Source organism: Bhargavaea sp. GQ12 (assembly GCF_059758705.1).
Genome location: NZ_JCAXEU010000023.1, coordinates 1 through 23,388, shown reverse-complemented (window position 1 = coordinate 23,388; position 23,388 = coordinate 1). Strand labels below are relative to the sequence as shown.

The window sequence follows — 23,388 nt, the reverse complement described above, 5'->3', positions numbered from 1 at the left end:
TGAGCGGACATCGGGGCCTATGTGCGCTTCTCCCACTTCTATGTGCGCTTACCCAAGTTCTATGTGCGCTCGCCGGTAAGCCGTCACGGCTCATCCCAAAAATAAAAACCTCCGCATAAGCGGAGGCAGAAATCTCTTATTCTTTCCCAAGCTGCAACGCCTTTTTCAGGTCTTTCAGCGAGCGGGACGGGCCGTACATGAGGACGCCGCCTTTGTAGACGCGCGCACCGAACCAGCCGAGCACCGCGATCGTCAGCACCATGAGCCCAATGGCAAGCGCCGGCTCCCACCAGGGGAGGTCGAGCAGCCCGACACGAAGGAACATGACAAGCGGTGCAAAGAACGGCACGTAAGAGGCATACGTCACGAATGCAGCATCAGGCGTCGAAAGTCCCATCGCCGCGATAATGAACCCTACAACGATAATCATCGTCAGCGGGGTGATGAGTGAAGCGACGTCTTCTGTCCGGCTGACAAGCGATCCCAGAAGCGCTGCAAGCACCGCGTAGAGGAAATAGCCGAGGACAAAGAACACAACCGCATAGACAATCGTACTGGCCGGAATGTTCCCGAGGCCCAGCGTCGAGAATACTTCTTCCGACATTTCGGAAACTGAAGAAGACGACTTTATCGCCAAGTAGCCGGCAAGACCGAACAGCAGCATCTGCACAAGACCGAGCGTTCCGATACCGAGTACCTTCGCGAACATATGCTTCACCGGCGAGACGCTGGAGATCAGGATCTCCATAACCCGAGAAGACTTCTCTGTTGCCACTTCCGTCGCAATCATGTTGGAATACATGATGACCGCAAAGTAGATAAGGAACATCAGCACATACACGAGGATGCGTGCCTGGTTCATCTCCTCCTCCGTCTTGCCGGAAGAAGAAACCGTCGTCTGTTCAAAGCCGACCGGCTCGAACAGCGCGCCCGCCTGTTCCGGCGCAAGTTCCATCTCGGCTGCCCGCATCTCGGTCTGCATAGACTGCAGGGCTTCCTGAAGCATCATCGGGAAGCCGAACATTTCCGAGCTTTCCGAAACATATTCTGCCTCGATTGAATCGTCGCCCGGTGCCCTGAGGATCAGGAACGACTCGATCTCGCCTTCCTTCAGCTGCTCTTCAAGTGCATCGCGCGAATCACCTGTCACTTCTAATTCAGAGTCCTCGCCCATCGCCGTGAGCTGCTGACCAAGCCGGTCCACAAGGGCTTCGTTGTCTGCTACAACCGGGATTGCCGTGCTTTCCTCTTCACCATCGTCGAACGCCTCGATAATCGTCGTGATGTTCGCCAGCAGGAAAATGCCTGCTACGGCCACGGCTGTCGTAATGAGGAAGGCTTTCGATTTTGCTTTGCTCAAAAAGGCCTGTTTGAAGATGATCCAGAAATCACGCATGCTCATTCCCCACTTTCGCGATGAAGATATCCTGCAAAGATGGCTCCTCGATGCTGAAGTGGCGGACAGGACCGGCGTTCAAAGCTTCCTGCAGCAACGCGTGCGCCGTTTCTTCATCCGTCACCTGGAACACCGCCCCGTCAAGTGCGTAGGAGGCGTTACGCACGCCTGATACGGACTGCAGCCCTGTGAGATCATGGTCGGAGCGGATCCGGACATTCTGCCTGCCAAACGACCGCTTGACATCACGCAGGGATCCTTCCACGATCTGTTGCCCTTTGTGGACGATGCTCAGCTGTTCGCACAGTTCCTCGACATGGTCCATCCGGTGACTGGAGAAAACGATCGTCGCCCCCTGATCGCGGACTTCCTTTACTGCGCTTTTCAGCATCTCCACATTGACCGGGTCGAGGCCGGAAAACGGTTCATCGAGGATGACCAGTTCCGGGTTATGCATCAGTGCCGCGATTACCTGAATTTTCTGCTGGTTCCCCTTGGAGAGCTCTTCGACTTTTTTGTTCAGGTTCTGGGGAACTTCAAAGCGGTCGAGCCACTTCCGGATCGCCGCTTTCGCATCGTTCCGCTTCATGCCGCGGAGCTCTCCCAGGAAGATGAGCTGATCTTCCACCTTCATCTTCGGATACAGGCCGCGCTCCTCCGGCAGGTAACCGATTTCGTGACTTGTGCCATAGTTGATGGGCTTTCCCTTCCAGGTGATGCGTCCTTGTGTCGGGTTGAGAAGCCCGAGGATCATCCGGAAAGTCGTCGTCTTTCCCGCTCCGTTCGCTCCGAGAAAGCCGTACATCGTCCCCTCCCCGATGGCGAGTGACAGATTGTCGACCGCCGTAAACTCCCCGAACTTCTTCGTTACTTGGTTTAATTCGAGCGCCATGTTCTCTCCCCTTTCATTTCCTTTACGGGTCATATAGGCTGCAGGTTTCAACTTAATATCTTCTGGAGGCAATGGCTGCGCCGACAATGTATGAAATCATATGAAGCATATAGACCGTCATCAGGACAAAAAATGCCGTCCCGACCGGTTCAATGATCATCACGACTGCCCAGGCAACAAGGAGCACGATGGTCGTCACTACCCAGGAAAACGACCGGGCCCAGTTGTGGATGGCGTGGAAGCGTTCATCATACCTCCTCTCCTTCTTTCCTTTCCTCCAGCTAAAGAACAGGATGATCGCCGCGACCAGGAAGCCCATCGGCAGGCCCGCCAGAAACGAGCCGAGTTCAAATCCTTCTCTCATCGTTCAATCCTCCTCCGGATCAAATAAATCTTCGATGCGGCAGCCGAACACGGCGGCCAGCTTAAATGCCAGTTCCAGCGACGGATTGTACCGCCCCTTTTCCAGCGAGATGATCGTCTGCCTTGAAACGCCGAGCGCCTCGGCAAGATCATCCTGCGTCATCCCGCGCTCGGACCGATTGTCCCTGATATAGTTTTTCATGGCTTCCTCCTACATCCTTTTCGTCAAGACAATCGTAATCACAGCATTGGTCAATCCAAAAAACACAAAAATTGCAAGCGCAGTCTGTAACGCAGTCCAACCGATCGAACCTGAAGCCATCACAGTAATCAGTACCGCCAGCGCGATCATCAGGACAATAGAACTGTAGAAAAAGGACCGTTCCATAATTCGGCGCCAACGCTCATCCTCTTTGTGTCGATGCTGAAAAACCATCAGGTTGAAGAAGAGAAAGAACATCCACATAAAAGGGACAAGAGCGTCAGCCCACTCGGATTCATCGTTGTTCAATATATTAATCACTCTTGACAAGCCCCAAAGCCCGATGATTGCCATCAAAGTGATCAAAAACCATTTCGTAAATCTCTCACTCGGCTTCATAAACTTCCACCTCCCCTTTTGTCTTCGGCACAGCAAATCGCCGCACGGCTAAAAGTAAAGCCTCCTTTACGTAATGAAAACTTTACGTAAAGCTTACTTTACTTTATTCGCAGCGTCAAGCAACCTTTACAAAATTTCTTCATTTTTTCAGAATATCTTTTATAATGGGGATAGAAGTGAAAGGGGGATGCTGAAATGAGGACGTACAAACTGACGGCATACAAGCAGGACGGGGAACTGATCACGGAGGAATCATTCCAGGCGGAGCATGACGACGCGGCGAAGGAAAAAGGGCGCGCCCTCCTCGAGGAAAAGGAATTGTCCGAACAGACTCACCGCCTCGCCTCTCCGGAAGGCAAACTGCTGCTGTTCCATTCCTGACAGAACAAAAGCGCAAGCGCCCGTTCAGCAACGTACAAACTGGAGCCCTTCGCAATGAGATAAAGGAAACACGGTGAGGAACGAACCGATGTTGACTGATCGCAGTGGAGAAGGGTGAAGTTTGCCAGTTGCTGGGCGCTGGAGCTGGACGTAACAAAAGCGCAAGCGCCCGTTCAGCAACGTACAAACTGGAGCCCTTCGCAACGAGATAAAGGAAACACGGTGAGGAACGAACCGATGTTGACTGATCGCAGTGGAGAAGGGTGAAGTTTGCCAGTTGCTGGGCGCTGGAGCTGGACGTAACAAAAGCGTAAGCGCCCGTTCAGCAACGTACAAACTGGAGTACTTCGCAACGAGATAAAGGAAACACGGCAAGGAACGAGCCGATGTTGAACTTATCGCAGTGGAGAAGTGTGAAGTTTGCTAGTTGCTGTGCTTGGGAGCTGGACGTGGCTGACACAGGATCAATAATTATCCACAGAGTGAAGTTCTATAAAAAACCCGCGGCATCCGATTTGACGGATGTCGCGGGTTCTTATTTATTGACCTGTAAACGCCGGCTTGCGCTTTTCAACAAATGCTTTAATGCCTTCTTTATGGTCGGCCGTTTGCTTCATGGCCTGCTGGGCATCCGCTTCGAGTTCAAGAACGCTCCGGAGCTCTTCCAGACGGGAGGTGTGTAGAATGCCCTTTGAGGCGATCATTGCGCTGATCGGTGTGGACAGCAGCTTCTGCGCCATCCCTTCGGATTCCTTATGCGCCGTGCCGTCCTGAGCGACTTCGTCGATCAGTCCCCAGCCTGCCGCCTGCTCGGCCTTCATGACATCGCCTGCCCAGATCATCTGCTTCGCTTTTGGAACGCCGATGCGCTCCTTCAGGAAGAAGTGGCCGCCGCCGTCCGGCACGAGGCCGATGCCGATAAAGTTCATCGCGAGCTTTGCCGACTGTTCTGCAATAATCACATCGCACGCGAGAACCATGCTGAATCCAAGGCCCGCTGCGGCACCGTGCACAGAAGCGATCGTGATCTGGGGCAGCGTGTAAAGTGCGATCGCAAGACGGGTAACGTCTTTCATGACGACACTCAGGTCCATCGGATTTTCCGGGTCAATCATCTGTTTGATGTCGCCTCCGGCGGAAAACGCACGACCTTCCCCTTTCAGGATGACTACCTGGACGGAGCGATCTTCTTTGAGTTCTTCAAAGGCATCGGCGAGTTCCTTCATCATTATGCTGTTCATTGCATTCATCGCATCGGGACGGTTCAGCACGACTCGTGCCAACTTCCCTTCCCGTTCAAGACGGATTGTTTCGTAAGCCAAAAACGACACCTCTTCCTAATGATATGTAGTCGTTCACCACTATAGGCTTTCTGTGCCGTTCAGGCGTTTCCCTTTATTTTAGTCAGAATTAATAAGAAACTGCATAATGCGCTGAATGGGATGCACTACACCAACCGAACCCCTGTATTCGTTATAATAAAGGGGAAGGAATGTCTCAGGGAGGAACTCACAATGAAAATCGGAAGCATCTTTGTCCCGGTATCGGACTTGAATCACTCTGCCGAATGGTATGAAGCCCATCTCGGACTCCAGCGGATCGGCGAATGGGAAGGCGGCATCGGCTACGCATTGCCGGACGGCTCCGCACAGCTCGCGCTCGTGCGCACGAAGACCCATCAGGGCACGGAATTCTTATTGGATGAAAAAGAGCGGCATGTGTTTTTCAATCTGCTTGTGCCGGATGCCCGCGCACTGCACCTGAAGCTTAGCACGCGAGCAGTCGTGACCACGCCGATCAAAGAGGAAAACGGCATGAAGTACTTTGACTTCTTCGACCTGGACGGCAACACGTTCAGCGTAGTGGAAGAAAATCCGGACTCGCCGTTCCATCCGGACCATCTGGGGGAAAATCCGAATAAATGAGGAAAGCGACCAAACCCAAAAATGGTTTGGTCGCTTTTCATTGCTCAATTACTTTGCAGATACCGCTTCACCAAAGAGCTCATCGAGCATCTCGAGCTTCTTGTCGATGGACTCTGAATAGCTCAGAATGTACGCTGATGGGTCTTTCGGATTGTGGAACTGGGTGATGCGGCCAGTTTCGGGATGGACGAACTTGCTCGATGCGCCGCAGCCGAGCCCGATGATCGTCTGAACTTCCTCCATGATCACGATGTTGTAGATGCTTTCCTCGCCCGGCTTGGAGTAGCCGACGTTCTCGAGGTTGCCGAGAATGTTTTTCTGGCGGTACAGATAGTATGGGACATAACCGTTCCGCGCGGTCCAGTTTTGCGCCATATGCATCATGTCAACGACGGTGTCGCGGTCCGCCACTGTGTACTTGGAGCGGTTACGAGTCATCTCGGACGCCCGCTTGAACGACAGCGTATGAACGGTGAGCGATTCCGGCTGGAGTTTTTCCGTCTCGGCGAGCGAATGCGCAAACTCTTCCGTTCCTTCGTTCGGCAGGCCGATGATCAGGTCCATGTTGATGTTGTTCATACCCATGTCTCGGGACAGATGGAATTTGTCGATCGTCTCCTGCACCGTATGGAAGCGGCCGATCGCCTTCAGGGTTTCGTCGGTATACGACTGAGGGTTGACACTGATCCGGTCGATGTTCCATTTTTTCAGGACATCGATCTTCGCGGGTGTGATCGTGTCGGGGCGGCCCGCCTCGACTGTGATCTCGCGGACGTTTTCGATGTCCGGGAAGGACTTGTAAAGCGTTTCGTAAAGCGCGTCCATCTCATGCGCCTCGATTGACGTAGGTGTGCCGCCCCCGAAGTAGACGGACGTCACTTTGATGCCGCGCTCTTTCAGCCATGCACCGATTTCTTCGATCTCCACGTGCAGCCCGTCAAGGAATGACTGGACGCGTGTGCCCCGACGCGGCAGGGCGTATGCCGGGAAGGTGCAATATGCACACTTTGTCGGACAGAACGGGATGCCGATATAGACACTGACCTCCTCGCCGATCCGGTCAAGGTCCGGAATCATCTTCAGCTGGCGGGCGACGATATCTTTCATGAGCTCGATCTTTTCCGGTGTGATGCGGTAATCGCTGATCAGACGATCTGCAATTTCCTCGTGCGTGAGTCCCTCCCGGCGCATCTTATGGTACAGCTTTGTCGGACGCATGCCGGTCAGGATGCCCCATGGCTGGATCAGCCCTGTTGACTGCTCGAGGACATCAAGGAAGACATGGGAAAGCACACGCTTCAGCTGGCGCTTTTCCGCTTTCGGATCGCCGCCGTGCCTTGCCGCTTCTGCATAATTTGCCGTGAATTCCGCTTTTCCGTCATGAAGGATGGCCGCACCAGAGACCACGCCATCCTCTTCGGACCAGTCCAGCGAGATGGAGACGCCGTCTTCTGCAGCCTCCTTCACCATCTCGGTCTCTTCATAAAACAGGTTGGCGATGTTCTGGAACATGCGGACCCAGTCCTGTTCAAATGATTGCTTTATATAAATCGGCTTCATAAAATTCACCTTGTTTCAATGGAATGAAAATCTCCGTTCATTATAGCAGAATTCCTCCTGGCACTCGTCTTTGAAATATAAGCCCTCAGCACCCGTTTTTCCGTCCAGACAAAAAAAGTCCGGACAGCGACATGCGCTTCCGGACAATAGTTTTGATTTAGATTTCTTCGTACAGGTTCTGAACCGGCTTCATGAGAATCCGGTTCACGTCTTCGATAATGCGGCTCAGCTGCATTTCAGCCTGCAGCATCCCGGCGATCTTCGCGTTGTTCTGGGCAAGCTGCGCCGTTTTCTGCGCGTATTCCAGAACGTCACCATCGATCTCTTCGCCGGCCACCTGCTTTTGCTGAAGGTCCATCTGGATTTTGCGGAAGTTACGGAAGATGTTCAGTGCCTCTTCGTCCGCCTTGACGTTCTCGATCGCCCCGACAAGCGCCGCGTATTCCTCCGTCTTGCGGAATGTCGCTTCCAGCCGGTTGATGTCATCATAGATATTCACTGTCATGTTCACCACTCCAATCAATTAATAAGCAACGAAAGAAACCCCTGGAAAATCCCGATCATGCCGCCGAGGACGGCACCGAGGACCGTGATCATCTTGAATTCCCGCTTGGAGATTCCCAATACTAGATCTTCGAGCCTGGATACCGGGAACGTGTCGACCTGATCTTTGACCATCTGGTCGATCTTCAGGCGGCCAAGCGCCTCTTCCATTTTCGCCTCCGCCTGCGCGAAGGCAAAATCGGTGAGGGCTGGTGTCACATTGCGCGCAACCCAGTCCTCCCCTTCCGGCCAGTAGTCCTTGAGGGTGCGGTCCAGACGTTCGCCGGCGGCCAGCTCTTTCCTGACATAACCGAGGACCGATGCCTTCAGGCCTTCCCAGTCAAACCCGCCAATCAATTCCTCGACCGGACGGTTTTTCAGTTTCTCATACTCGCCTTCGATCAGTCCATCCAAAAGACGCGCGGTTCCGGATGCAGAAAGGAACTTCAGCCCTTCCCTCTGGATCTTGTCGACAAGAGTCTCCGAGCTGCCGAACAGCGACTGGAGCATGCCTCCGAATGTTCCCCGGGATTCAAGGAAGTCATCCAGCATGTTGCGGATCGTCTGACGCCCTTCAGCAGAGTTCACATAGTCCATGGCGCGCGACAGGATGTAGCGGCGGATTTCCGGAAGCTTTTCTTCCGCTTCGTCCATCCAGCGGGCCGGCACCCGCTCCGCGACCGTGCCGGTAAGGAGCCTTGACTTGGCTTCCTCGAATTTAACATCAACGAGACCGAGCGCGACCGCCTCAATTTTCTCATCCGCGCCCCGCATACCCGCCATGTCCAGCCAGTCTGATAATGTCTTGTCCCCGCCGAATACATGCTTGCCGATCAGGCGGCCGATGACGCCTTCCGCCTTTTCCCGGACAGCCGGTGTAAACAGTTTATTGCGGAACGTATCCGGTGTCAGAAGGTAATCCACAACAATTCGTCCGAACTGCCTGGCCAGCTCATCGCGTCGTTTCGGAATGAGCCCGGGAGTGAACGGCACTCGCCAACTGCCGATATATTTAGCCTCGTGGGGGCGGAACAGCATCTTGATCGCCAGATGGTTCGTAATGCCGCCGATGATGGCGCCGATCACAGCCATCAACGCGATGGTCAGAAATGCATTCAATCACTTCACCTTTTTCTGTTGGTGTCCGTCCCATTATAACAGACAGGGCCTTATACAGAAAAAGGAACGCCACCGGTCAGATGGCGTTGTACATCATCGAGAACCGGATGGCGTGCTCCATTTCGTCATGCATCGCGATGAACAGCGGGTTGACCCCTTCCTGGAGTGGGGATTCCAGCATCATGACCTTATACTTGTCAGTCGCCTCCAGTTCGTCCCGGATCGCCTGTTTAAGTGCCCCCTTCAGGTTGTCAACCGGTCCCGGCTTCCTGAGGCTTTGAACGTAGGCGCCCGTCAGCATATAATAGAGCTGTTGGAACATTTCGTAATGGCTCTTCTCGTCGTCCATCGCATGCTGGATGAAGTCGAGCCAATACCGGTCATTCGTGAGCGAAGCCATCGACTTGTAGAAGTAGTACGCCTTGTACTCGTCCTCGATCGCCTCGCGAAGCTGATCGGTAAACACGCGGTCGCATCCTTTCGTCATCTTTCCACCAAGGTATGCGTTTGGGGCGGCCATCATGAAAGGGATGAGGAACATGCTGCAGCATTTCACGTACAAGCCGATGTTCGAAGGAGGCCAGCTCCCGGGCTGGACGTTTTCCTTCCATTATAAAAACAAGCGTTATAGCGGGGACTACCGCCAGGACGGTTCGATTGTCTGGTCAGGCGAAACACCGCCGGACGAGGATCAGGTCAAAAAGATGATCCACGAACTCATGACGTTCCACGTCTACGAGTAAAGTTTATTTCAAGTTATTCGCTACGTTGCAAGCCGGGGATCCTTATTGCATTTCAGGGCCGCTTATTTCAAGTCGGGTGGCCATATTGCAAGTTGCGCAGTCTTGTTGCAAATCGGGCTTCCTTATTGCAAGTCACATCGCCTTATTGCAAATTCTGCTCCCATATTCCAATGCGGGCGGCCAAATTGCAGTTCACCCTCCTTTTGGACAAACCGAATAGGCAACAGGACCGTTTGATTCAGGGCTCTGCCGGGAATACTTTGAGTATTACCGGAAGGAGGAATTCCCGATGGGAGACAGCAAATCGCAGAACAATTTTGAAGAGAAGGACCGGCTGAACGAACAGCAAAAACGCGAGCAGGAGTCGATGAAGGACAAGGCCCGCGAGCCGAATGAACAAAACCGCATGATCAATACTGCCGACAATCAGAAACGATGAATACCAAAAGCCTCCACAGCCTATAAACTGGCTGTGGGGGCTATTCGTTTCAACCCATTTTTCTGTTAAGTGAAACTCCCTGTACTTAACACCGTATACATAGTAGATCTAAAAAAGGGGGCTACCCGATGTTATTTATTATGACTATATTGGCAATCCCCGTTTACGGTATTTGTATATGGTCCCTCTATGAGCCGGAAGAAAGCTATTTCTTTATGAAAAAATGGCAGTACAAGGAGCTTCCTGAGCTGTCGGATGCCCAAATCAAATTAATCAGAATCGGGAGTGTGGCCGTCTTGATCATTATGACTCTACAATTAATCATGATGGCAATTGAAACCTTTACCGGCCACTAATCGGTGCTGATGTTATTCCCCCGCCAACTTCCTCCAGCCGAACACCAGCGACGCGAGCAGGAGTGATGAAGGACAAGGCCCGAGCAAAACCGCATCAACCAAAGAAAATAAACGCCAAAAGCCTCCACAACCAAAGGATGTGGAGGCTTTCATTCATAAATAAAATTCCCAATACAGGATGTTCCCGCTCAGTATGACAGCGGATATTATCGTTGTGATATTTATTAATGTTGCTCGTTTGTTTATCTGTTTATCTCTCATTTCAAAAAGCAAGGAGCCGCTCAAGACCAATGAACCGGCCACATAGAACAAATTGGCGGTCAAGAACGGTTGAATGGCTGCATAGGCGGTGATCGATACTGTCTGATAACCAATCCATACGATATTGACCCCGTCGAAAAAGGTCATCCCAGCGGCCGTTTTCTTTACCGAACCCCACAACAGACAGAGAATAGCCCCGGCTGCCGCCGGGGCTATTTCATTTCCATTTAAACCTATGGAGTCTATAGCATTTAATTCCAAAACATGGAATATATGTAATTATGAAAAATTATCTCTTACACAAACTGGGGATTTTAATAGAGATGTTCATAAGCATCTCGCCATTGATCATATTGTACCTGTTCTTTCTCGGAACCATCTGGTTGGTCGTTGCCGTCATCAAAAATGCATGGAAATAGTAAGGTGTGAACAGCTCTTATTCCCCCGCCAGTTTCCTCCTGCCGAACACCATGTAATAGTAGATGGATGAGATCATATACAGCGCACCTGTGATCGTAAACGCCCATGCATATCCCCAGTAGGATCCGTAGGCGACGACCAGTCCTGCAGATACCGGGCCCATTGCCGCCCAGCCCATCTGGAACACGGTCTGGTTGACGGAGTTGGCGAGTCCCTTGTATTTGTCGTGGACGATTTCCATCGAGATGGCGCTCTGGATCGGGTTGCCGGCGTTCATAAGCGCCTGGCGCATGAGGAATCCGAGCGACGCCAGCCCGAGTGACATCGTATACGCCGTCAGGAACAGGAACGGGATCGATGCGAGCTGGAAGAAGATGAGCGCCTTCACCTTGCCGACCCGTTTGACGAGCGCCGGTCCGATCATTATCGCGACCGCTGTCATCGCGGATCCGAGTGACAGAATAAGTCCGATATAGGCGTTTGATGCATCGAACCGGTTCGCGAAGTACAGGTTCAGGTACGGGATGACAAGCCCCGATCCGAAACCGATTAGCAGGTTCGCAAGCCCGAGATGGAAAATGAGTTTTACGTTCCTGCCCAGTGCCGCCTCGTCCGGCTCCCCTTGCACCGGCGGTTCCGGGATCCGGTCGGCAGTCACCGGCTGATCGGATTTCTTCCCCCCTGACAAGAAAAACAGAGGAAGGATGCCTGCTGCGAAGATTGCGGCGCCGGCCAGCAGCGACCAGCGTATCGCCTCCACTTCAAACAGGCCGAACGATTTCTCCAATACATCCGCGATCACCCCGCCTCCGAGACTTCCGAACACTCCGGCCACGGTAACGAGCGAGAAATAAAGACTGAACAGGTGTACCCGCTCCGAAGCGGTCGAGTTTTCCGCAAGGAACGGGACGCCCGACACCTGGACGAATGCCATGGTCAGGCCGGTCACGAAGGCAGCCGCCACGAGTGTGCTTTCCGATGTCTCGACGGAACGGTAGAACAACGACAGCATCGTCAGTGCAGAACCGCCGATCAGCAGCCACTTCCTGCCGAAACGGTCACTGAGCAGCCCGGCGGGTATGAGGATGATCGCCGTCGCGAGCGCGGTCATCGAGATGATGCTGCCGTTCACAGTTTCCGGCATGCCAAGTGCTTTGATATACAGATTGTACATAACGGCAAATACCCCCATCCCGATCTGGATGAGGATATTGGCGCATATAAACAGCCGGACGTTTCGGCTGAATCCAGAGACCTTCTTTTTCCATTCATTCAACCAGTTAATCATGGACAGGCCCTTCACTTTCTATTTATTTCGACATTCGGATTATACGAAAATAGAAAGGAAAAGGCAATAGAAGGATGATTCTGATTCAAGCACAAGGCATCCCCAAAGAGCGTCCTCCTAAAGGGCCTCCTGCCATATTCGATTTCGTCATTTAAGGCAAAAATCTCGTCATTCGCAACCGGCCGGCTGTGAATGACGAGATTAAACGTGTGAATGACGAAACTGAACTGACGAATGACGAAATTAAGCGATTGAATGACGAGACTGATCAATTCCGGGCTGTGAAACAGGCCTTTCTGTTACCCAGTCTTCCCCGCCGCCTGTGTACCGGCCTGCAGCTTATACATCTGCGCGTACTGGCCTTCGTAGGCGAGCAGCTGGTCATGAGTGCCAAGTTCCACAATCTCGCCGCGGTCCAGCACGATGATGCGGTCTGCATTCTTAATGGTCGACAGCCGGTGGGCGATGACGAATGTCGTCCGTCCTTTTTTCAGGACATCCATTGCATGCTGGATGATCTCTTCCGTCTCCGTGTCGATATTCGATGTCGCTTCATCCAGAATCAAAATTGCCGGGTCGAAGGCAAGTGCCCGGGCAAACGAGATCAGCTGGCGCTGGCCGGCAGACAGTGTGCTGCCCTTTTCCACGACCGGCTCGTCGATTCCGCCCGGAAGGGTCTTTAATACCCGGTCCCCCCCGACTGCCTCGAGGGCGCGTTCCACGTCTTCGCGGGTAATGCGCGGATCGTCCAGGCTGATGTTCGACCCGATCGTTCCGGTAAACAGGTACGGATCCTGCAGCACGATTCCCATATGGTCGCGCACCGTCTGACGGGACAGCTTTGTGATGTCGGTTCCGTCAATCACAATCCTGCCCTTTGTCGGGTCATAGAACCGGAACAGCAGGTTCATGATCGAACTTTTGCCGGAACCGGTATGGCCGACGAGCGCCACCGTTTCGCCTTGCTTTGCCTCAAAGTCGATGCCTTTCAGGACATACTCCTCATCTTTGTAGGCAAACCAGACATTCTCAAACCGGACGTTTCCGCGGTATCTCGCGATCTTCTCGTCGCTCACGTCCTCCCCTTCCTGGTCGAGCAATTCGAATACCCGCTCCGCCGCGACAAGTGAGTGCTCGAGGCGGGAGAACTGATTGACGATACCCGTAATCGGATTGAAGAGACGTGTGATGTAGTCAACGAATGCGTACAGCGCACCGACGGAGATTGCGGCCGGAGCGGAGAGCGCCACATTGCCGAAGTACAGGATAAATGCGATGAACGTCATCGACCGGAGCACGTCGACCAGGTTGAACGACGTCGCCGAGTCGAGGAACAGCAGCTTGTTGTTGTACCTGAAGTGCTCGTCGTTCAGCTCATCGAATTCCTGTTCCATCTGCTTTTCCCTGCGGAAAGCCTGGATGATCGTCATGCCCTGAATGGCCTCGTTGATCATCGCGTTAAGGTCACTGACCTTCCCGCGGATGATCCGGTTGTACTTGGAAGCGTACTTCCTGTAGGAGATCATCCAGATATAAAGCACCGGAATGAGCAGAAGCGTAATCGCCCCCATCGCCGGCTCCAGATACAGCAGCGCGGCGAAGATCCCGATCATATACATGCCGCTTGTCGCAAACTGCGAAAGCACCGTGACGTACATGTCCCGGATCGCTTCCGTATCGTTCGTGATTCGCGCGACTACTTTACCCGCCGGCAGATTGTCGAAGTAGCGGACCGGTAGCGTCTGGATTTTGCCGTATACTTCGTTCCGCATCTTCTGGATGATGCGGTTCGCCCCTTTCTGGAGGAGCAGGTATTCCAAATAGCGGAACACCGCTGTTACCACGGCAAGGCCCATGAAGATCGCAAGCAGCATCAGGATCGGTGCGTATTCCATCCCGCCTCCTTCATTGCCTGCGATATGATCATCGATGATCTTTTTGGCGATCAGCGGGCCGGCAAGATCGGCCGCAACAGCGAGTGCCAGGCAGATCACACCCGGAATAACATAGCGTTTTTGGTCCGTCGCATAACGGACCAGCCGTTTACCCTTTTTCATGATGATCCACCTCCCCGATCTGCTGCCGGTCGAATTGTTCGCGGTACCACCCGCCAGTTTCCAGGAGGGATCCATGTGTCCCTTCCTCGGTGACTTTTCCGTCTTCCAGGACGATGATCCAGTCAGCATGCTCAATTGCCGACAGCCTGTGTGTCGTGATGATCGTCGTCTTGCCCTCTCTGCCCTGCCGGATGTTTTCGATGATCGCCGTCTCGGTCTTGGCATCGACTGCCGACAGCGAGTCATCGAGGATCAGGATATCCGGATCCTTGATCAGTGCCCGGGCAATTGAGATCCGCTGTTTCTGGCCGCCCGAGAGCGCAACGCCCTTTTCACCGACGAGTGTTTCCAGTCCCTGTGGAAGCATCGCCAAGTCCTTCCGGAAATGAGACAGGTGGATCGCTTCGTCGATCTCCGCATCGGTCGCGTCCGGTTTGCCGAACAGGATGTTGTCGCGGATCGAGCGTGAAAACAGCACATGGTCCTGTGGCACATAGCCGATCCAGTCCCGAACTTCATCTTTGGTGAGGTCACTGACGGAAACTCCGGAAAAACTGAGTTCCCCGTCTCCGGCAGGATACTCGCGCAGCAACTGGCGAATAAAGGTCGTCTTCCCGCTGCCGGTCTTCCCGACGATGCCGAGGGTCCCTCCCCGCTCAAGCCTCACTTTTACCCGGTCAAGGTTAACTGACGAGGACTGCGGATATTGAAATGTCACATCATCGAAAGTGACGTCATCCGGATGTCCCGCCCATTTCGGCCGGTCCGGATCCCGGACGTCTTCCAGGTAGGACAGCGTTTCGTGGACCCGGTCGAGGGAAGCATTCCCCCGTTGCATGACGTTGATCAGTTCGCCGATCGCGATCATCGGCCAGACGGCCATCCCAAGATAGACGTTGAACGTGACGAGGTTGCCGAGCGTCATCTCACCTGTTGAGACGAGAAAGGCACCATAGCCGAGTCCGATTGCGTAGCTGGCTGCTGTAAGCACCTTTGATGTCGGCGCAAACAGCGCATCAATCCGCTCGACCGCCATGTTCTTTTCGTACACTTCTTCCGTTTTCTTTCTGAACTTTTCTTCGGTTGCGCGCTCCTGTACGTATGCGCGGACCACTCGGACACCGGCAACCGCCTCGAGCACATCATCGTTCAGGTCACCGAAGGCGTCCTGTGCGACAACGTAGCGCTCATGGATCTTCTTGCCGAGCACCTGCATGATGATTGCCAGGATCGGCAGCGGCAAGATCGCGGCCAGTGTCAGCTTCCACGAAACGAGGAAACCGGCCGTCAGCAAAATCGTTGCCAGGTAAAGCGTCGAGTCGATCAGCGTCATGATGCCGAACCCGGCAGTTTCCGAAATCGCGCGCAAGTCATTTGTCGAGCGGGCCATCAGATCACCCGTCCGGTTCTTCTCGTAGAATGTCGGTGTCATCTTCAGGAAGTGCTTCATCAGCCGGCTCCTGAGGACCCGCTCGATCACGTTCGCCCCGCCGAACAGCTGGTATTGCCAGATAAAGTTCGAGGCGTAGTTGACGGCCATGACGAGGAGCATCAGACCCGCAAAGGTCATGAGCAGCCCTTCCGTCATGTCTCCGCGGTACATCGTGTCGATCGCCCGGCCGATCAGCCATGGCGGAACGACGACGAGGATATTGGTGAAAGTGAGCAAAATCAACGCCACCGTGTACCGCTTCCAGTTCTCCTTAAAGAACCAGTTTAATTTAAATAAGACTGAGAACATTGGTTATCCCTTCTCTCCCCGGCGGGCACTACCCGCCTTCTTTAGATTCCTTGACCAGAATTTTGCGTTCTTTTGTGATGCACATCACCATTTCTCCTCTCCGTTTTTGGTCTTGTATACAGCGCGAAAAAGCGCGGTGCTACCAAAGCAAGCACAAAAAACACGCCCCAAATCATGGAGGCGCGCTCAATGAAAAAAGGGTCCGGCAGGCATGCCGGACCCCCTGTAAAGACACTGGTGCCGTGTAATTACGGCCGCAGTGCGGGCAGGCATGGCGATATGCAGTTGTTGTCGAGTCCGAGTTGAATGATCATGTTGTACATCGTCCATACCTCCCTTTCCGTTGGTTTTGTTTTCCTTAACAGACTACCCTTGCGGATGAGTCCATGTCAACTGTTTTCAGAGAAATTCCTCAATTTGCACTTGACTTATTAATCTTGCCCCATTATGGGTGAAGTTATATGTGCATCATTATTTGTGGATACCGCCTCAGAGAAACGCATGGAGCAGGGCACCGAGTACGCCCGCCACCGCCACAACAACCCATGGTGGGGTTTTCTTGAACTGAAGCAGCCAGAAACAAAGTGCTGCAACAGCAATATCCCATACTGAGAAGATTGAGCTCGGGATGACCGGATTGATCAGAGCCGCCGCAAGGATCCCCACGACCGCGGCATTGACGCCGACAAGCGCCGCCCTCAGCCAGGTTTTCTTGCGGAGTACCGACCAGAACGGCAGCGTTCCGATCACGAGGAGGAACGACGGCAGGAACATCGCGACAACTGCGACGAGCGCTCCAGGCACACTGTCCATGATCATTCCTATGTAGGCTGCCAGCGTGAAGAGGGGACCCGGCACGGCCTGTGCGGCACCGTAGCCCGCGATAAATGTCTCTGCGTCCATATAACCTTGCGGCACAACTTCACGTTCCAGCATCGGCAGGACGACGTGGCCGCCCCCGAACACAATCGAACCGACCCGGTAGAAGATATCGGTAATTGATACGAGAATATGATCAGTAGTCTGCCGGAGCAGCGGCAAAAGTGCGAGCAACGCGAAGAACAGTCCCCAGGCCACCGCTCCCGCCTTTTTCCCGACCGGCATCGGAATAGCCGCATCCTCTCCGCCGTTCCCTTCCTGTCGGTTCCGATATAGGATATAACCGATAAGCCCGGCGAGGACAATGATGCCGATCTGACCCCAGGCAGTCGGCACGAGCAGGACACCGGCCGCAGCCAGCGCCGCAAGCGCAAGTCTCGGGACGTCGGGAGTCAGGTTCTTGCCCATCCCGATCAGCGCATGGAGAATGATCGCGACCGCTACGATCTTAAGACCGCGGATCCAGCCCGTGTCGAACGGCACGTCACCAGCAACAAGATATGCAAACAGCATGAGAATGATGACAGAGGGCATCGTGAATCCGAACCAGGACAGCATCGCTCCTCCGATGCCGCCACGAATCAGACCGACTCCGATGCCGACCTGTGAACTCGCAGGTCCAGGAAGAAATTGGCACAGCGCAACCAGATCCGCATAGGCCCTATCATCAAGCCACCCGCGTTTTTTCACGTATTCATCCCTGAAATATCCGAGATGGGCGGCGGGCCCCCCGAACGACGTCAGCCCCAGCTTGAGCGACGCCGACAAGATTTCGCCATACCGCCCTCTTTCCTTCTTTTCCATCAAAAACCCTCCTAAAAAGAAGTCCACCTTATCCTAACGGACTCGTCACAGCCGATGAACCATCTTAACAAATACTTAACAAACTTTTTCTGTTCAGCTGTCCGCTTTGATCACGGCGACTTTCAAATAGTCGGATTCAGGGGAATTCCGGGGTGTGCGGAAATCTTCCGGCAGCCGGTACTCTTTCAGGATGCGGTACTTCCTGCCGCTCGCCTTGAATGCTTTGTCGATGAATGTCCTGAACTTCTTCATTCCGAAGCCGGCATGGTTGGTCGAAGCGACCACGATGCCGCCTTTTGCCGTGATGGCCAAGACATCTTCAAGCAGATTGGCATAGTCCTTGGCGGCACTGAATGTCCGCTTTTTGGACCGGGCGAAGCTCGGCGGATCAAGGACGACCAGGTCGAATTCCATCTCCTTGCGCCGGGCATATCTGAAGTAATCGAACACGTCCATGACAACGATGTCCTGCGCTTCATAGTCGATGCCGTTGACGGCGAACTGCTCGATCGTCTTTGGCAGGCTCCGCTTTGCCAGGTCGACACTGACCGTCCCGGAAGCACCTCCGAGAGCTGCCGCCACCGAAAATGCCCCCGTATAGGAGAACGTATTAAGTACACTCCTGCCCTCCGCATATTCGTCGCGGATCGCCTTCCGGACGTCCCGCTGGTCGAGGAAGATTCCGGTCATCGCCCCGTCATTCAGGTCAACGGCGAAGTTCATGCCATTTTCCTTCACGATCAGTGGGAATTCCGGCTGCTTGCCCGAGACAAAGTCATCCTGTTCCATATAACGGCCTTTCAGATCGAACCGCTTTTTCTCATGGACGGAGAGGACTCCCGGCATCTCTTTCAAGGATTCGTAGACATATTGCCGCATCGAATAAATACCCTCGCTGTACCAGCTGACCATCCAGTGACCTTCATAATGGTCGATCGTCATTCCGCCGATACCGTCCCCTTCACCGTTAAACACGCGGAATGCCGTCGTATCCGGGTTTTCGAAAAAGGACTTTCTGCGGTCTGCAGCTTCACGGATTTTCCGCGTGAAGAACTCCCTGTCGATGGTCTCCTGCTCATTTCGTGAAAGCACCCACCCCGCGCCTTTGTTTTGCTGTCCGTGATAGCCGGTCGCCACATACTTGCCGTTTGGATCCTCCAGACGCAATAATGTTCCTTCTGCCCCGAAAACTGACATGTCCCGTACGGAATCCTTCGGGATGACAGGCTGGCCTGCCCGGATCGCTCCTGCTGCTTCTGCATTCACCCTTACACTAATTGTTTTCATTTTCCCAACTCCAAATTTCGATTTTCCCCATTATCGCACGCCTGCACAAAATAGACGAATTTGCACCGGCTAGCAGGATATTTTTATTGTCTTTTTGCTGATGCGGATTTATCATTGAAAGTAACTCACTATTTTTTACATTCACAGGAGGTGTACACTTTGTCCTCCCCCTCATTCGGGTCATGGACAAAGGAATTGTTTGGACATTGCCATACGATTGGCAGCATTTGCTGCCTTAATCGCTTTCACCGCGTTTTTTGTCGCGAGTGAATTCGCAATTGTGAAAGTCAGGACGACCCGTATCGACCAGTTGATCGCCGAAGGAAACAGGAAAGCCATCCGGGCAAAAAAAGTCATCTCAAACTTGGATGAATACCTTTCCGCGTGCCAGCTCGGAATTACGATCACTGCTCTCGGTTTGGGTTGGCTCGGGGAGCCGACCGTCGAGCGTATGCTTCATCCCCTCTTCGAGCGCTTTAACATCGAGGGGAACATCTCCTCGCTGCTTTCGTTTATTATCGCATTCTCGGTTGTGACGTTCCTGCACGTGGTTGTCGGGGAACTTGCACCGAAATCGATTGCCATCCAGAAGGCTGAAGCGATTACCCTGAGCTTTTCCGGCCCCCTCATCGCTTTCTACCGGCTCATGTATCCGTTTATCCATACGATGAACGGTACGGCACAATGGCTGATCCGGATGTTCGGATTCAAGCCGATGTCGGAATCCGAGGAAGCGCACTCCGAGGAAGAATTGCGGATGATTCTCTCAGACAGTCTGAAAAGCGGAGAAATCAACCAGTCCGAATACAAGTATGTAAACAAAATCTTCGAGTTTGATGACCGGATTGCCCGTGAAATCATGGCACCCCGCACCGAGATGATGACCGTCGATCAGGATATGACGCTTCGAGAAGTCCTGGACGTCATGGGCGTTGAGCAATACACACGCTATCCGGTGACAGACGGTGACAAGGACCACATCATCGGGCTGATCAACATGAAGAATCTCCTGACCGCCTATATTAAAGATCCATTAGCCGGCGATCGTCCGGTAACCGACTTTCTCCTGCCGATCATCCGTGTGATCGAATCAATCCCGATCAGCGAATTGCTTCTTAAAATCCAACGAGAACGGATCCATATGGCTGTCCTCATGGATGAATACGGCGGCACGAGCGGTCTTGTCACAATCGAGGATATACTCGAAGAAATCGTCGGCGACATCCAGGATGAGTTCGACGTCGATGAAGTCCCTGATGTCCAGGCTATCGGCGAAGGGCATTACATCTTCGACGCCAAAATGCTCATCGAGGACGTGAACGACATCCTCGGCATCCATATCGACGAAGAGGATATCGATACGATCGGCGGCTGGTTCATGGCCAAACGGTTTGATATCGTCAAAGGCGAAAAGATGATCGAACAGGGATATGAATTCCTCGTCAAAGACATGGAAGGCCATCATATCCTGTACGTCGAAGTCCAGAAAATTGAAGAGGAATCAGAATCCTTGCCGGCTGAAGATGCCGCAGCAACCGATTTCTGATCCTTTCCGGAAGCTCCTGCTTCCGGTTTTTTTGTTTTCCGGACGGGTAAGCCGCCGATGCTGATATAGGAGTCCTCCCCGCTTGCGCCAAGTTTCCAACGGGAAAACATTCATCAGGAAATTGGGGTATACTGTACAATCCGGAGGTGGAAACATGGACCTTTATTCAAATCTCAAACAGGGAGAACGGGGTGCCTGGCTCAGCATTACAACCTACCTGATCCTGAGCACAGTCAAATTCATCGCAGGGGTCGCCGGATCGTCCGAGGCACTAAAGGCGGATGCGCTCAATAATACAACAGACGTCATCGCCTCCGTCGCTGTTCTGATCGGCCTTCGGATCTCCCAGAAACCGCCGGACGACAACCACCGGTACGGCCATCTCCGGGCTGAAACGATTGCATCCCTGATCGCCTCATTCATTATGGCGGCTGTCGGGATCCAGGTGCTGACGGATGCCATCGGCTCCATCTACAGCGAAGGTGCACAGACACCTTCCCCATATACAGGATTCATCGCCCTTGCAAGCGGCCTGATCATGTATGCCGTCTACCGGTACAATCTCCGCCTGTCCAAAAAAATCGGCAGTTCCGCTCTCCGGGCAGCCGCACTCGACAACCGTGCCGATGCCCTCGTGAGTTTAGGTGCCGCAGCCGGGATTGCCGGAGCCATCTTCGGATACCCGGTGATCGATACGATCACCGCCCTGATCATCGCCATGCTCATTCTGTTTGCCGCAGCTTCGATCTTTAAGGAAGCCGTCTACACGCTCACCGATGGCTTCGACGAAGAAGAGGGAGAAGCGCTCGCCCACCTGGCCGCATCTGTTCCGGGGGTCATCCGCCTCAAGGACTTCAAGGGAAGGATGCACGGCAATATGATCTTCATCGATCTGACTGTCACTGTCGATCCTTCACTGAACGTCATAGAAAGCCACCGCATCACAGAGCAGATCGAGCGGCGTATGCAGAAAGTGAAGCCGCTCTCCACCGTACTCGTCCATATCGAGCCTGAATTTCCAAATCAGGGCTTGTCCACAAAGTCAGTTTTAAAGTGAAAACAGCAAACCGCACGGACTCTGCTGACCAACGCTTCGCTTTTGGTCGCAAAAGTGGTCGCTTACCGCAGGCCGGCGCCGAGCCGATGCCAATACGAAGATTGGCATCTGCGTGCAGCGCGAAGCGTTGCGCGGCAGCGCAGGGGTCTCGCAGCCCGGCTTTTCCTGCAGGACAGAAAAGCCTCCCCGAATAAGCCTCGCACGAAGGAAATACGAAGCATTTTCGAGGAGTCTTCCGGCGTCCATGCCGTTTGCCATATGAAGTGTTAAATTCATGTTTCCGGACATCCCACTTACCTGTCGCTAATAACGATTACAGGTCCATAAAGTAATTCCCATTAGCCAATACCCCGCCTTAAGACGACATCAGATACGTCACGATCGTTCCAATTACCAGACCGGCCAGTATCATGGCTCCGTACAGCCAGTAACTCCCTTTTGACATGGCGATCGCCCCCTATTCGTCTTCTATACTATGCACGCCATCTGCCAATTATGGTGGGGCTCATCCGCAAGGTATTTGAAACTTTTCAGTCGCATAGTCGTATTAAGGTTGAAAACATTCCGAGTTATCCCTTCCCTGGAGAGCGGATAAATCTCAGAATGTGCATTTGACATGATTTTAGATAGATAGAAAAGGGGGTTTTCAATTTGTATGATGTAGTAGATCAGCGCAGGGTCATTTCTTTCACCATCGCAATCATCCTATTCATCCTTGCCTTTCTCGGTCCGGCCGCCATCCTGCTTCCGCTGAAGACAGGCTTCATTACACGGGAAGCGGAACTAATCGGCACAAGCGGCTGGTCGCTTATCACGGGTGGCATCGGATTTCTCGCGCTTGCTGCCGTTTTCGTCCTGTTTGCAGTCATGGAGAATCAAAAGAAAAAGTGGACGTTCTCACTTGTTCTGTTGGCTGTCGGAGTGACCGGCATCCTCCTTACCGTGAAAGACTACTATTATTACACGCCGGAACACTTTGTCATCAACGGTCCGTTCACCCTGACGAGTGAAACCTATGAGTGGTCGGATTTCGAGAGTGTTACGGAGAACCTGGCCAAGGAAGGCGGCACTTTGTACGTCGAATCCCTGGAATTTAAGATGAGAGACGGAGAGACTTACCATTTCGATCGCGGCATGATTCTGCAGCGCTATCAGCCGATCATCAGCGCTGTCACAGCAAGCGGCGGTGAGCATATCCGAAACGGGGGCTGAAGTTCCCTGAAATACCGAAAAGCCCGGGAATCCAGCCCCGGGCTTTTCCTTTTCGAATGATCAGGAATTGTCGTTCTCCTCATCTGTTTCATTCAGCATATCTTCATCATCTGATGTGTCATCCGTATTGGCATCATTCGTATCACCATCGGTTGAATCCGTGTCCGTGTCCGTTTCGGTGTCGGTTTCAGAATCCGTGTCTACATTCACATCGGTGTCTTCACCATCATCCGTTCCGCCATCACCTGCAGGTGCCTGTTCTTCCACGGGATCCTGCTCGTCCACATCCACGTTGACATCATCGTCTTCCCCGTCTCCGCCACATGCGGCGAGCATGCCGGCAGACAGGAATGCCGCCGCTCCGAGTTTTAGCCATTTGCTTGTTGCCATAGATGTACTCCTCCTCTTTGACTGTGCGTCAACTTTCTCTACCCATCCTTACCCGCTTGAGTATAGGATAACCATTTTTCTGAAATGCAACGCTCTCATCAAAAAAAGAGCCCCGGCATGGGACTATT

The 23,388-nt window shown here is 53.2% G+C and carries 24 protein-coding genes; 8 read left to right on the top strand and 16 right to left on the bottom strand.

Annotation, left to right across the window (positions count from 1 at the left end):
- Positions 1-136: 136 nt before the first annotated feature.
- From AC6CHQ_RS14915 to AC6CHQ_RS14895, 5 genes are read right to left on the bottom strand one after another with little or no spacing between them, the layout of a single operon-like run.
- The gene (locus tag AC6CHQ_RS14915; protein WP_498081973.1) at positions 137-1,396 is read right to left on the bottom strand and encodes an ABC transporter permease; all 1,260 of its coding nucleotides are present in this window, start codon (positions 1,394-1,396) and stop codon (positions 137-139) included.
- Positions 1,389-2,288 (bottom strand): ABC transporter ATP-binding protein, encoded by a 900-nt coding sequence (locus tag AC6CHQ_RS14910; RefSeq protein ID WP_498081972.1) that lies wholly within the window; start codon positions 2,286-2,288, stop codon positions 1,389-1,391. The genes AC6CHQ_RS14915 and AC6CHQ_RS14910 overlap by 8 nt, the downstream gene beginning before the upstream one ends.
- Before the next feature lie 52 nt (positions 2,289-2,340).
- Positions 2,341-2,652: a DUF2178 domain-containing protein gene (locus tag AC6CHQ_RS14905; protein WP_498081971.1), complete on the bottom strand. Its 312-nt coding sequence runs from the start codon at positions 2,650-2,652 to the stop codon at positions 2,341-2,343.
- A 3-nt stretch (positions 2,653-2,655) separates the two neighbouring features.
- A complete protein-coding gene (locus AC6CHQ_RS14900) occupies positions 2,656-2,853 on the bottom strand; it encodes a helix-turn-helix transcriptional regulator (RefSeq protein WP_008300780.1) in 198 nt (65 codons plus the stop codon).
- A 9-nt stretch (positions 2,854-2,862) separates the two neighbouring features.
- Positions 2,863-3,252, bottom strand: a complete 390-nt coding sequence (locus AC6CHQ_RS14895) for a hypothetical protein (RefSeq protein WP_498081970.1) — start codon at positions 3,250-3,252, stop codon at positions 2,863-2,865.
- 195 nt (positions 3,253-3,447) lie between these two features.
- On the opposite strand from AC6CHQ_RS14895, the gene AC6CHQ_RS14890 reads away from it, so the two are divergent.
- The gene (locus tag AC6CHQ_RS14890) at positions 3,448-3,633 is read left to right on the top strand and encodes a YhzD family protein (RefSeq protein ID WP_063183413.1); all 186 of its coding nucleotides are present in this window, start codon (positions 3,448-3,450) and stop codon (positions 3,631-3,633) included.
- Between the two features lie 539 nt (positions 3,634-4,172).
- Here AC6CHQ_RS14890 and AC6CHQ_RS14885 read toward each other — a convergent pair.
- A complete protein-coding gene (locus AC6CHQ_RS14885; protein WP_498081969.1) occupies positions 4,173-4,955 on the bottom strand; it encodes an enoyl-CoA hydratase in 783 nt (260 codons plus the stop codon).
- A gap of 192 nt (positions 4,956-5,147) precedes the next feature.
- On the opposite strand from AC6CHQ_RS14885, the gene AC6CHQ_RS14880 reads away from it, so the two are divergent.
- Positions 5,148-5,558: a VOC family protein gene (locus AC6CHQ_RS14880; RefSeq protein WP_251240269.1), complete on the top strand. Its 411-nt coding sequence runs from the start codon at positions 5,148-5,150 to the stop codon at positions 5,556-5,558.
- Positions 5,559-5,606: 48 nt separating this feature from the next.
- On the opposite strand, the gene AC6CHQ_RS14875 is transcribed toward AC6CHQ_RS14880, so the two are convergent.
- The 4 genes from AC6CHQ_RS14875 to AC6CHQ_RS14860 all read right to left on the bottom strand — a co-directional run bounded on the left by AC6CHQ_RS14875 (position 5,607) and on the right by AC6CHQ_RS14860 (position 9,246).
- The gene (locus AC6CHQ_RS14875) at positions 5,607-7,118 is read right to left on the bottom strand and encodes a coproporphyrinogen III oxidase (RefSeq protein WP_498081968.1); all 1,512 of its coding nucleotides are present in this window, start codon (positions 7,116-7,118) and stop codon (positions 5,607-5,609) included.
- A gap of 157 nt (positions 7,119-7,275) precedes the next feature.
- Complete coding sequence (locus AC6CHQ_RS14870) at positions 7,276-7,623, bottom strand: YlbF/YmcA family competence regulator (RefSeq protein WP_498081967.1); 348 nt, start codon at positions 7,621-7,623, stop codon at positions 7,276-7,278.
- 14 nt (positions 7,624-7,637) lie between these two features.
- On the bottom strand, positions 7,638-8,780 hold the full coding sequence (locus tag AC6CHQ_RS14865) for a DUF445 domain-containing protein (RefSeq protein ID WP_498081966.1): 1,143 nt from the start codon (positions 8,778-8,780) through the stop codon (positions 7,638-7,640).
- 76 nt (positions 8,781-8,856) lie between these two features.
- On the bottom strand, positions 8,857-9,246 hold the full coding sequence (locus tag AC6CHQ_RS14860; protein WP_092055751.1) for a ferritin-like domain-containing protein: 390 nt from the start codon (positions 9,244-9,246) through the stop codon (positions 8,857-8,859).
- 73 nt (positions 9,247-9,319) lie between these two features.
- On the opposite strand from AC6CHQ_RS14860, the gene AC6CHQ_RS14855 reads away from it, so the two are divergent.
- From AC6CHQ_RS14855 to AC6CHQ_RS14845, 3 genes are all read left to right on the top strand, one after another.
- Positions 9,320-9,523, top strand: a complete 204-nt coding sequence (locus AC6CHQ_RS14855; protein WP_498081980.1) for a YheE family protein — start codon at positions 9,320-9,322, stop codon at positions 9,521-9,523.
- 289 nt (positions 9,524-9,812) lie between these two features.
- Entirely contained in the window at positions 9,813-9,962 is a 150-nt protein-coding gene (locus tag AC6CHQ_RS14850; protein WP_177168414.1) for a hypothetical protein, read from the top strand.
- Between the two features lie 128 nt (positions 9,963-10,090).
- The gene (locus AC6CHQ_RS14845) at positions 10,091-10,318 is read left to right on the top strand and encodes a DUF6199 family natural product biosynthesis protein (protein ID WP_092055710.1); all 228 of its coding nucleotides are present in this window, start codon (positions 10,091-10,093) and stop codon (positions 10,316-10,318) included.
- 697 nt (positions 10,319-11,015) lie between these two features.
- Here the strand turns inward: AC6CHQ_RS14845 and AC6CHQ_RS14840 are convergent.
- The 5 genes from AC6CHQ_RS14840 to AC6CHQ_RS14820 all read right to left on the bottom strand — a co-directional run bounded on the left by AC6CHQ_RS14840 (position 11,016) and on the right by AC6CHQ_RS14820 (position 19,055).
- On the bottom strand, positions 11,016-12,287 hold the full coding sequence (locus tag AC6CHQ_RS14840; protein WP_498081965.1) for an MFS transporter: 1,272 nt from the start codon (positions 12,285-12,287) through the stop codon (positions 11,016-11,018).
- A 299-nt stretch (positions 12,288-12,586) separates the two neighbouring features.
- Positions 12,587-14,344 (bottom strand): ABC transporter ATP-binding protein, encoded by a 1,758-nt coding sequence (locus tag AC6CHQ_RS14835; protein ID WP_092055719.1) that lies wholly within the window; start codon positions 14,342-14,344, stop codon positions 12,587-12,589.
- Complete coding sequence (locus tag AC6CHQ_RS14830) at positions 14,331-16,085, bottom strand: ABC transporter ATP-binding protein (RefSeq protein WP_092055721.1); 1,755 nt, start codon at positions 16,083-16,085, stop codon at positions 14,331-14,333. The genes AC6CHQ_RS14835 and AC6CHQ_RS14830 overlap by 14 nt, the downstream gene beginning before the upstream one ends.
- Before the next feature lie 489 nt (positions 16,086-16,574).
- On the bottom strand, positions 16,575-17,768 hold the full coding sequence (gene chrA / locus AC6CHQ_RS14825; protein WP_498081964.1) for a chromate efflux transporter: 1,194 nt from the start codon (positions 17,766-17,768) through the stop codon (positions 16,575-16,577).
- A gap of 93 nt (positions 17,769-17,861) precedes the next feature.
- Complete coding sequence (locus AC6CHQ_RS14820; protein WP_498081963.1) at positions 17,862-19,055, bottom strand: class I SAM-dependent rRNA methyltransferase; 1,194 nt, start codon at positions 19,053-19,055, stop codon at positions 17,862-17,864.
- A 199-nt stretch (positions 19,056-19,254) separates the two neighbouring features.
- On the opposite strand from AC6CHQ_RS14820, the gene AC6CHQ_RS14815 reads away from it, so the two are divergent.
- The 3 genes from AC6CHQ_RS14815 (at position 19,255) to AC6CHQ_RS14805 (ending at position 22,870) form a co-directional block, all read left to right on the top strand.
- Positions 19,255-20,601 (top strand): hemolysin family protein, encoded by a 1,347-nt coding sequence (locus AC6CHQ_RS14815; RefSeq protein ID WP_251240261.1) that lies wholly within the window; start codon positions 19,255-19,257, stop codon positions 20,599-20,601.
- Positions 20,602-20,755: 154 nt separating this feature from the next.
- Positions 20,756-21,658: a cation diffusion facilitator family transporter gene (locus AC6CHQ_RS14810; protein WP_251240260.1), complete on the top strand. Its 903-nt coding sequence runs from the start codon at positions 20,756-20,758 to the stop codon at positions 21,656-21,658.
- A gap of 651 nt (positions 21,659-22,309) precedes the next feature.
- Entirely contained in the window at positions 22,310-22,870 is a 561-nt protein-coding gene (locus AC6CHQ_RS14805) for a hypothetical protein (protein WP_251240259.1), read from the top strand.
- 60 nt (positions 22,871-22,930) lie between these two features.
- Here the strand turns inward: AC6CHQ_RS14805 and AC6CHQ_RS14800 are convergent, their stop codons facing one another.
- Complete coding sequence (locus AC6CHQ_RS14800; protein ID WP_251240258.1) at positions 22,931-23,260, bottom strand: hypothetical protein; 330 nt, start codon at positions 23,258-23,260, stop codon at positions 22,931-22,933.
- Positions 23,261-23,388: the final 128 nt, after the last annotated feature.

Excerpts from the sequence above, each read along its gene's own strand:
- AC6CHQ_RS14915 (WP_498081973.1), bottom strand. The coding sequence starts at position 1,396 with ATGCGTGATTTCTGGATCATCTTCAAACAGGCCTTTTTGAGCAAAGCA.
- AC6CHQ_RS14910 (WP_498081972.1), bottom strand. The coding sequence starts at position 2,288 with ATGGCGCTCGAATTAAACCAAGTAACGAAGAAGTTCGGGGAGTTTACG.
- AC6CHQ_RS14905 (WP_498081971.1), bottom strand. The coding sequence starts at position 2,652 with ATGAGAGAAGGATTTGAACTCGGCTCGTTTCTGGCGGGCCTGCCGATG.
- AC6CHQ_RS14900 (WP_008300780.1), bottom strand. The coding sequence starts at position 2,853 with ATGAAAAACTATATCAGGGACAATCGGTCCGAGCGCGGGATGACGCAG.
- AC6CHQ_RS14895 (WP_498081970.1), bottom strand. The coding sequence starts at position 3,252 with ATGAAGCCGAGTGAGAGATTTACGAAATGGTTTTTGATCACTTTGATG.
- AC6CHQ_RS14890 (WP_063183413.1), top strand. The coding sequence starts at position 3,448 with ATGAGGACGTACAAACTGACGGCATACAAGCAGGACGGGGAACTGATC.
- AC6CHQ_RS14880 (WP_251240269.1), top strand. The coding sequence starts at position 5,148 with ATGAAAATCGGAAGCATCTTTGTCCCGGTATCGGACTTGAATCACTCT.
- AC6CHQ_RS14875 (WP_498081968.1), bottom strand. The coding sequence starts at position 7,118 with ATGAAGCCGATTTATATAAAGCAATCATTTGAACAGGACTGGGTCCGC.
- AC6CHQ_RS14870 (WP_498081967.1), bottom strand. The coding sequence starts at position 7,623 with ATGACAGTGAATATCTATGATGACATCAACCGGCTGGAAGCGACATTC.
- AC6CHQ_RS14855 (WP_498081980.1), top strand. The coding sequence starts at position 9,320 with ATGCTGCAGCATTTCACGTACAAGCCGATGTTCGAAGGAGGCCAGCTC.
- AC6CHQ_RS14850 (WP_177168414.1), top strand. The coding sequence starts at position 9,813 with ATGGGAGACAGCAAATCGCAGAACAATTTTGAAGAGAAGGACCGGCTG.
- AC6CHQ_RS14845 (WP_092055710.1), top strand. The coding sequence starts at position 10,091 with ATGTTATTTATTATGACTATATTGGCAATCCCCGTTTACGGTATTTGT.
- AC6CHQ_RS14840 (WP_498081965.1), bottom strand. The coding sequence starts at position 12,287 with ATGATTAACTGGTTGAATGAATGGAAAAAGAAGGTCTCTGGATTCAGC.
- AC6CHQ_RS14835 (WP_092055719.1), bottom strand. The coding sequence starts at position 14,344 with ATGAAAAAGGGTAAACGGCTGGTCCGTTATGCGACGGACCAAAAACGC.
- AC6CHQ_RS14830 (WP_092055721.1), bottom strand. The coding sequence starts at position 16,085 with ATGTTCTCAGTCTTATTTAAATTAAACTGGTTCTTTAAGGAGAACTGG.
- chrA (WP_498081964.1), bottom strand. The coding sequence starts at position 17,768 with ATGGAAAAGAAGGAAAGAGGGCGGTATGGCGAAATCTTGTCGGCGTCG.
- AC6CHQ_RS14820 (WP_498081963.1), bottom strand. The coding sequence starts at position 19,055 with ATGAAAACAATTAGTGTAAGGGTGAATGCAGAAGCAGCAGGAGCGATC.
- AC6CHQ_RS14810 (WP_251240260.1), top strand. The coding sequence starts at position 20,756 with ATGGACCTTTATTCAAATCTCAAACAGGGAGAACGGGGTGCCTGGCTC.
- AC6CHQ_RS14800 (WP_251240258.1), bottom strand. The coding sequence starts at position 23,260 with ATGGCAACAAGCAAATGGCTAAAACTCGGAGCGGCGGCATTCCTGTCT.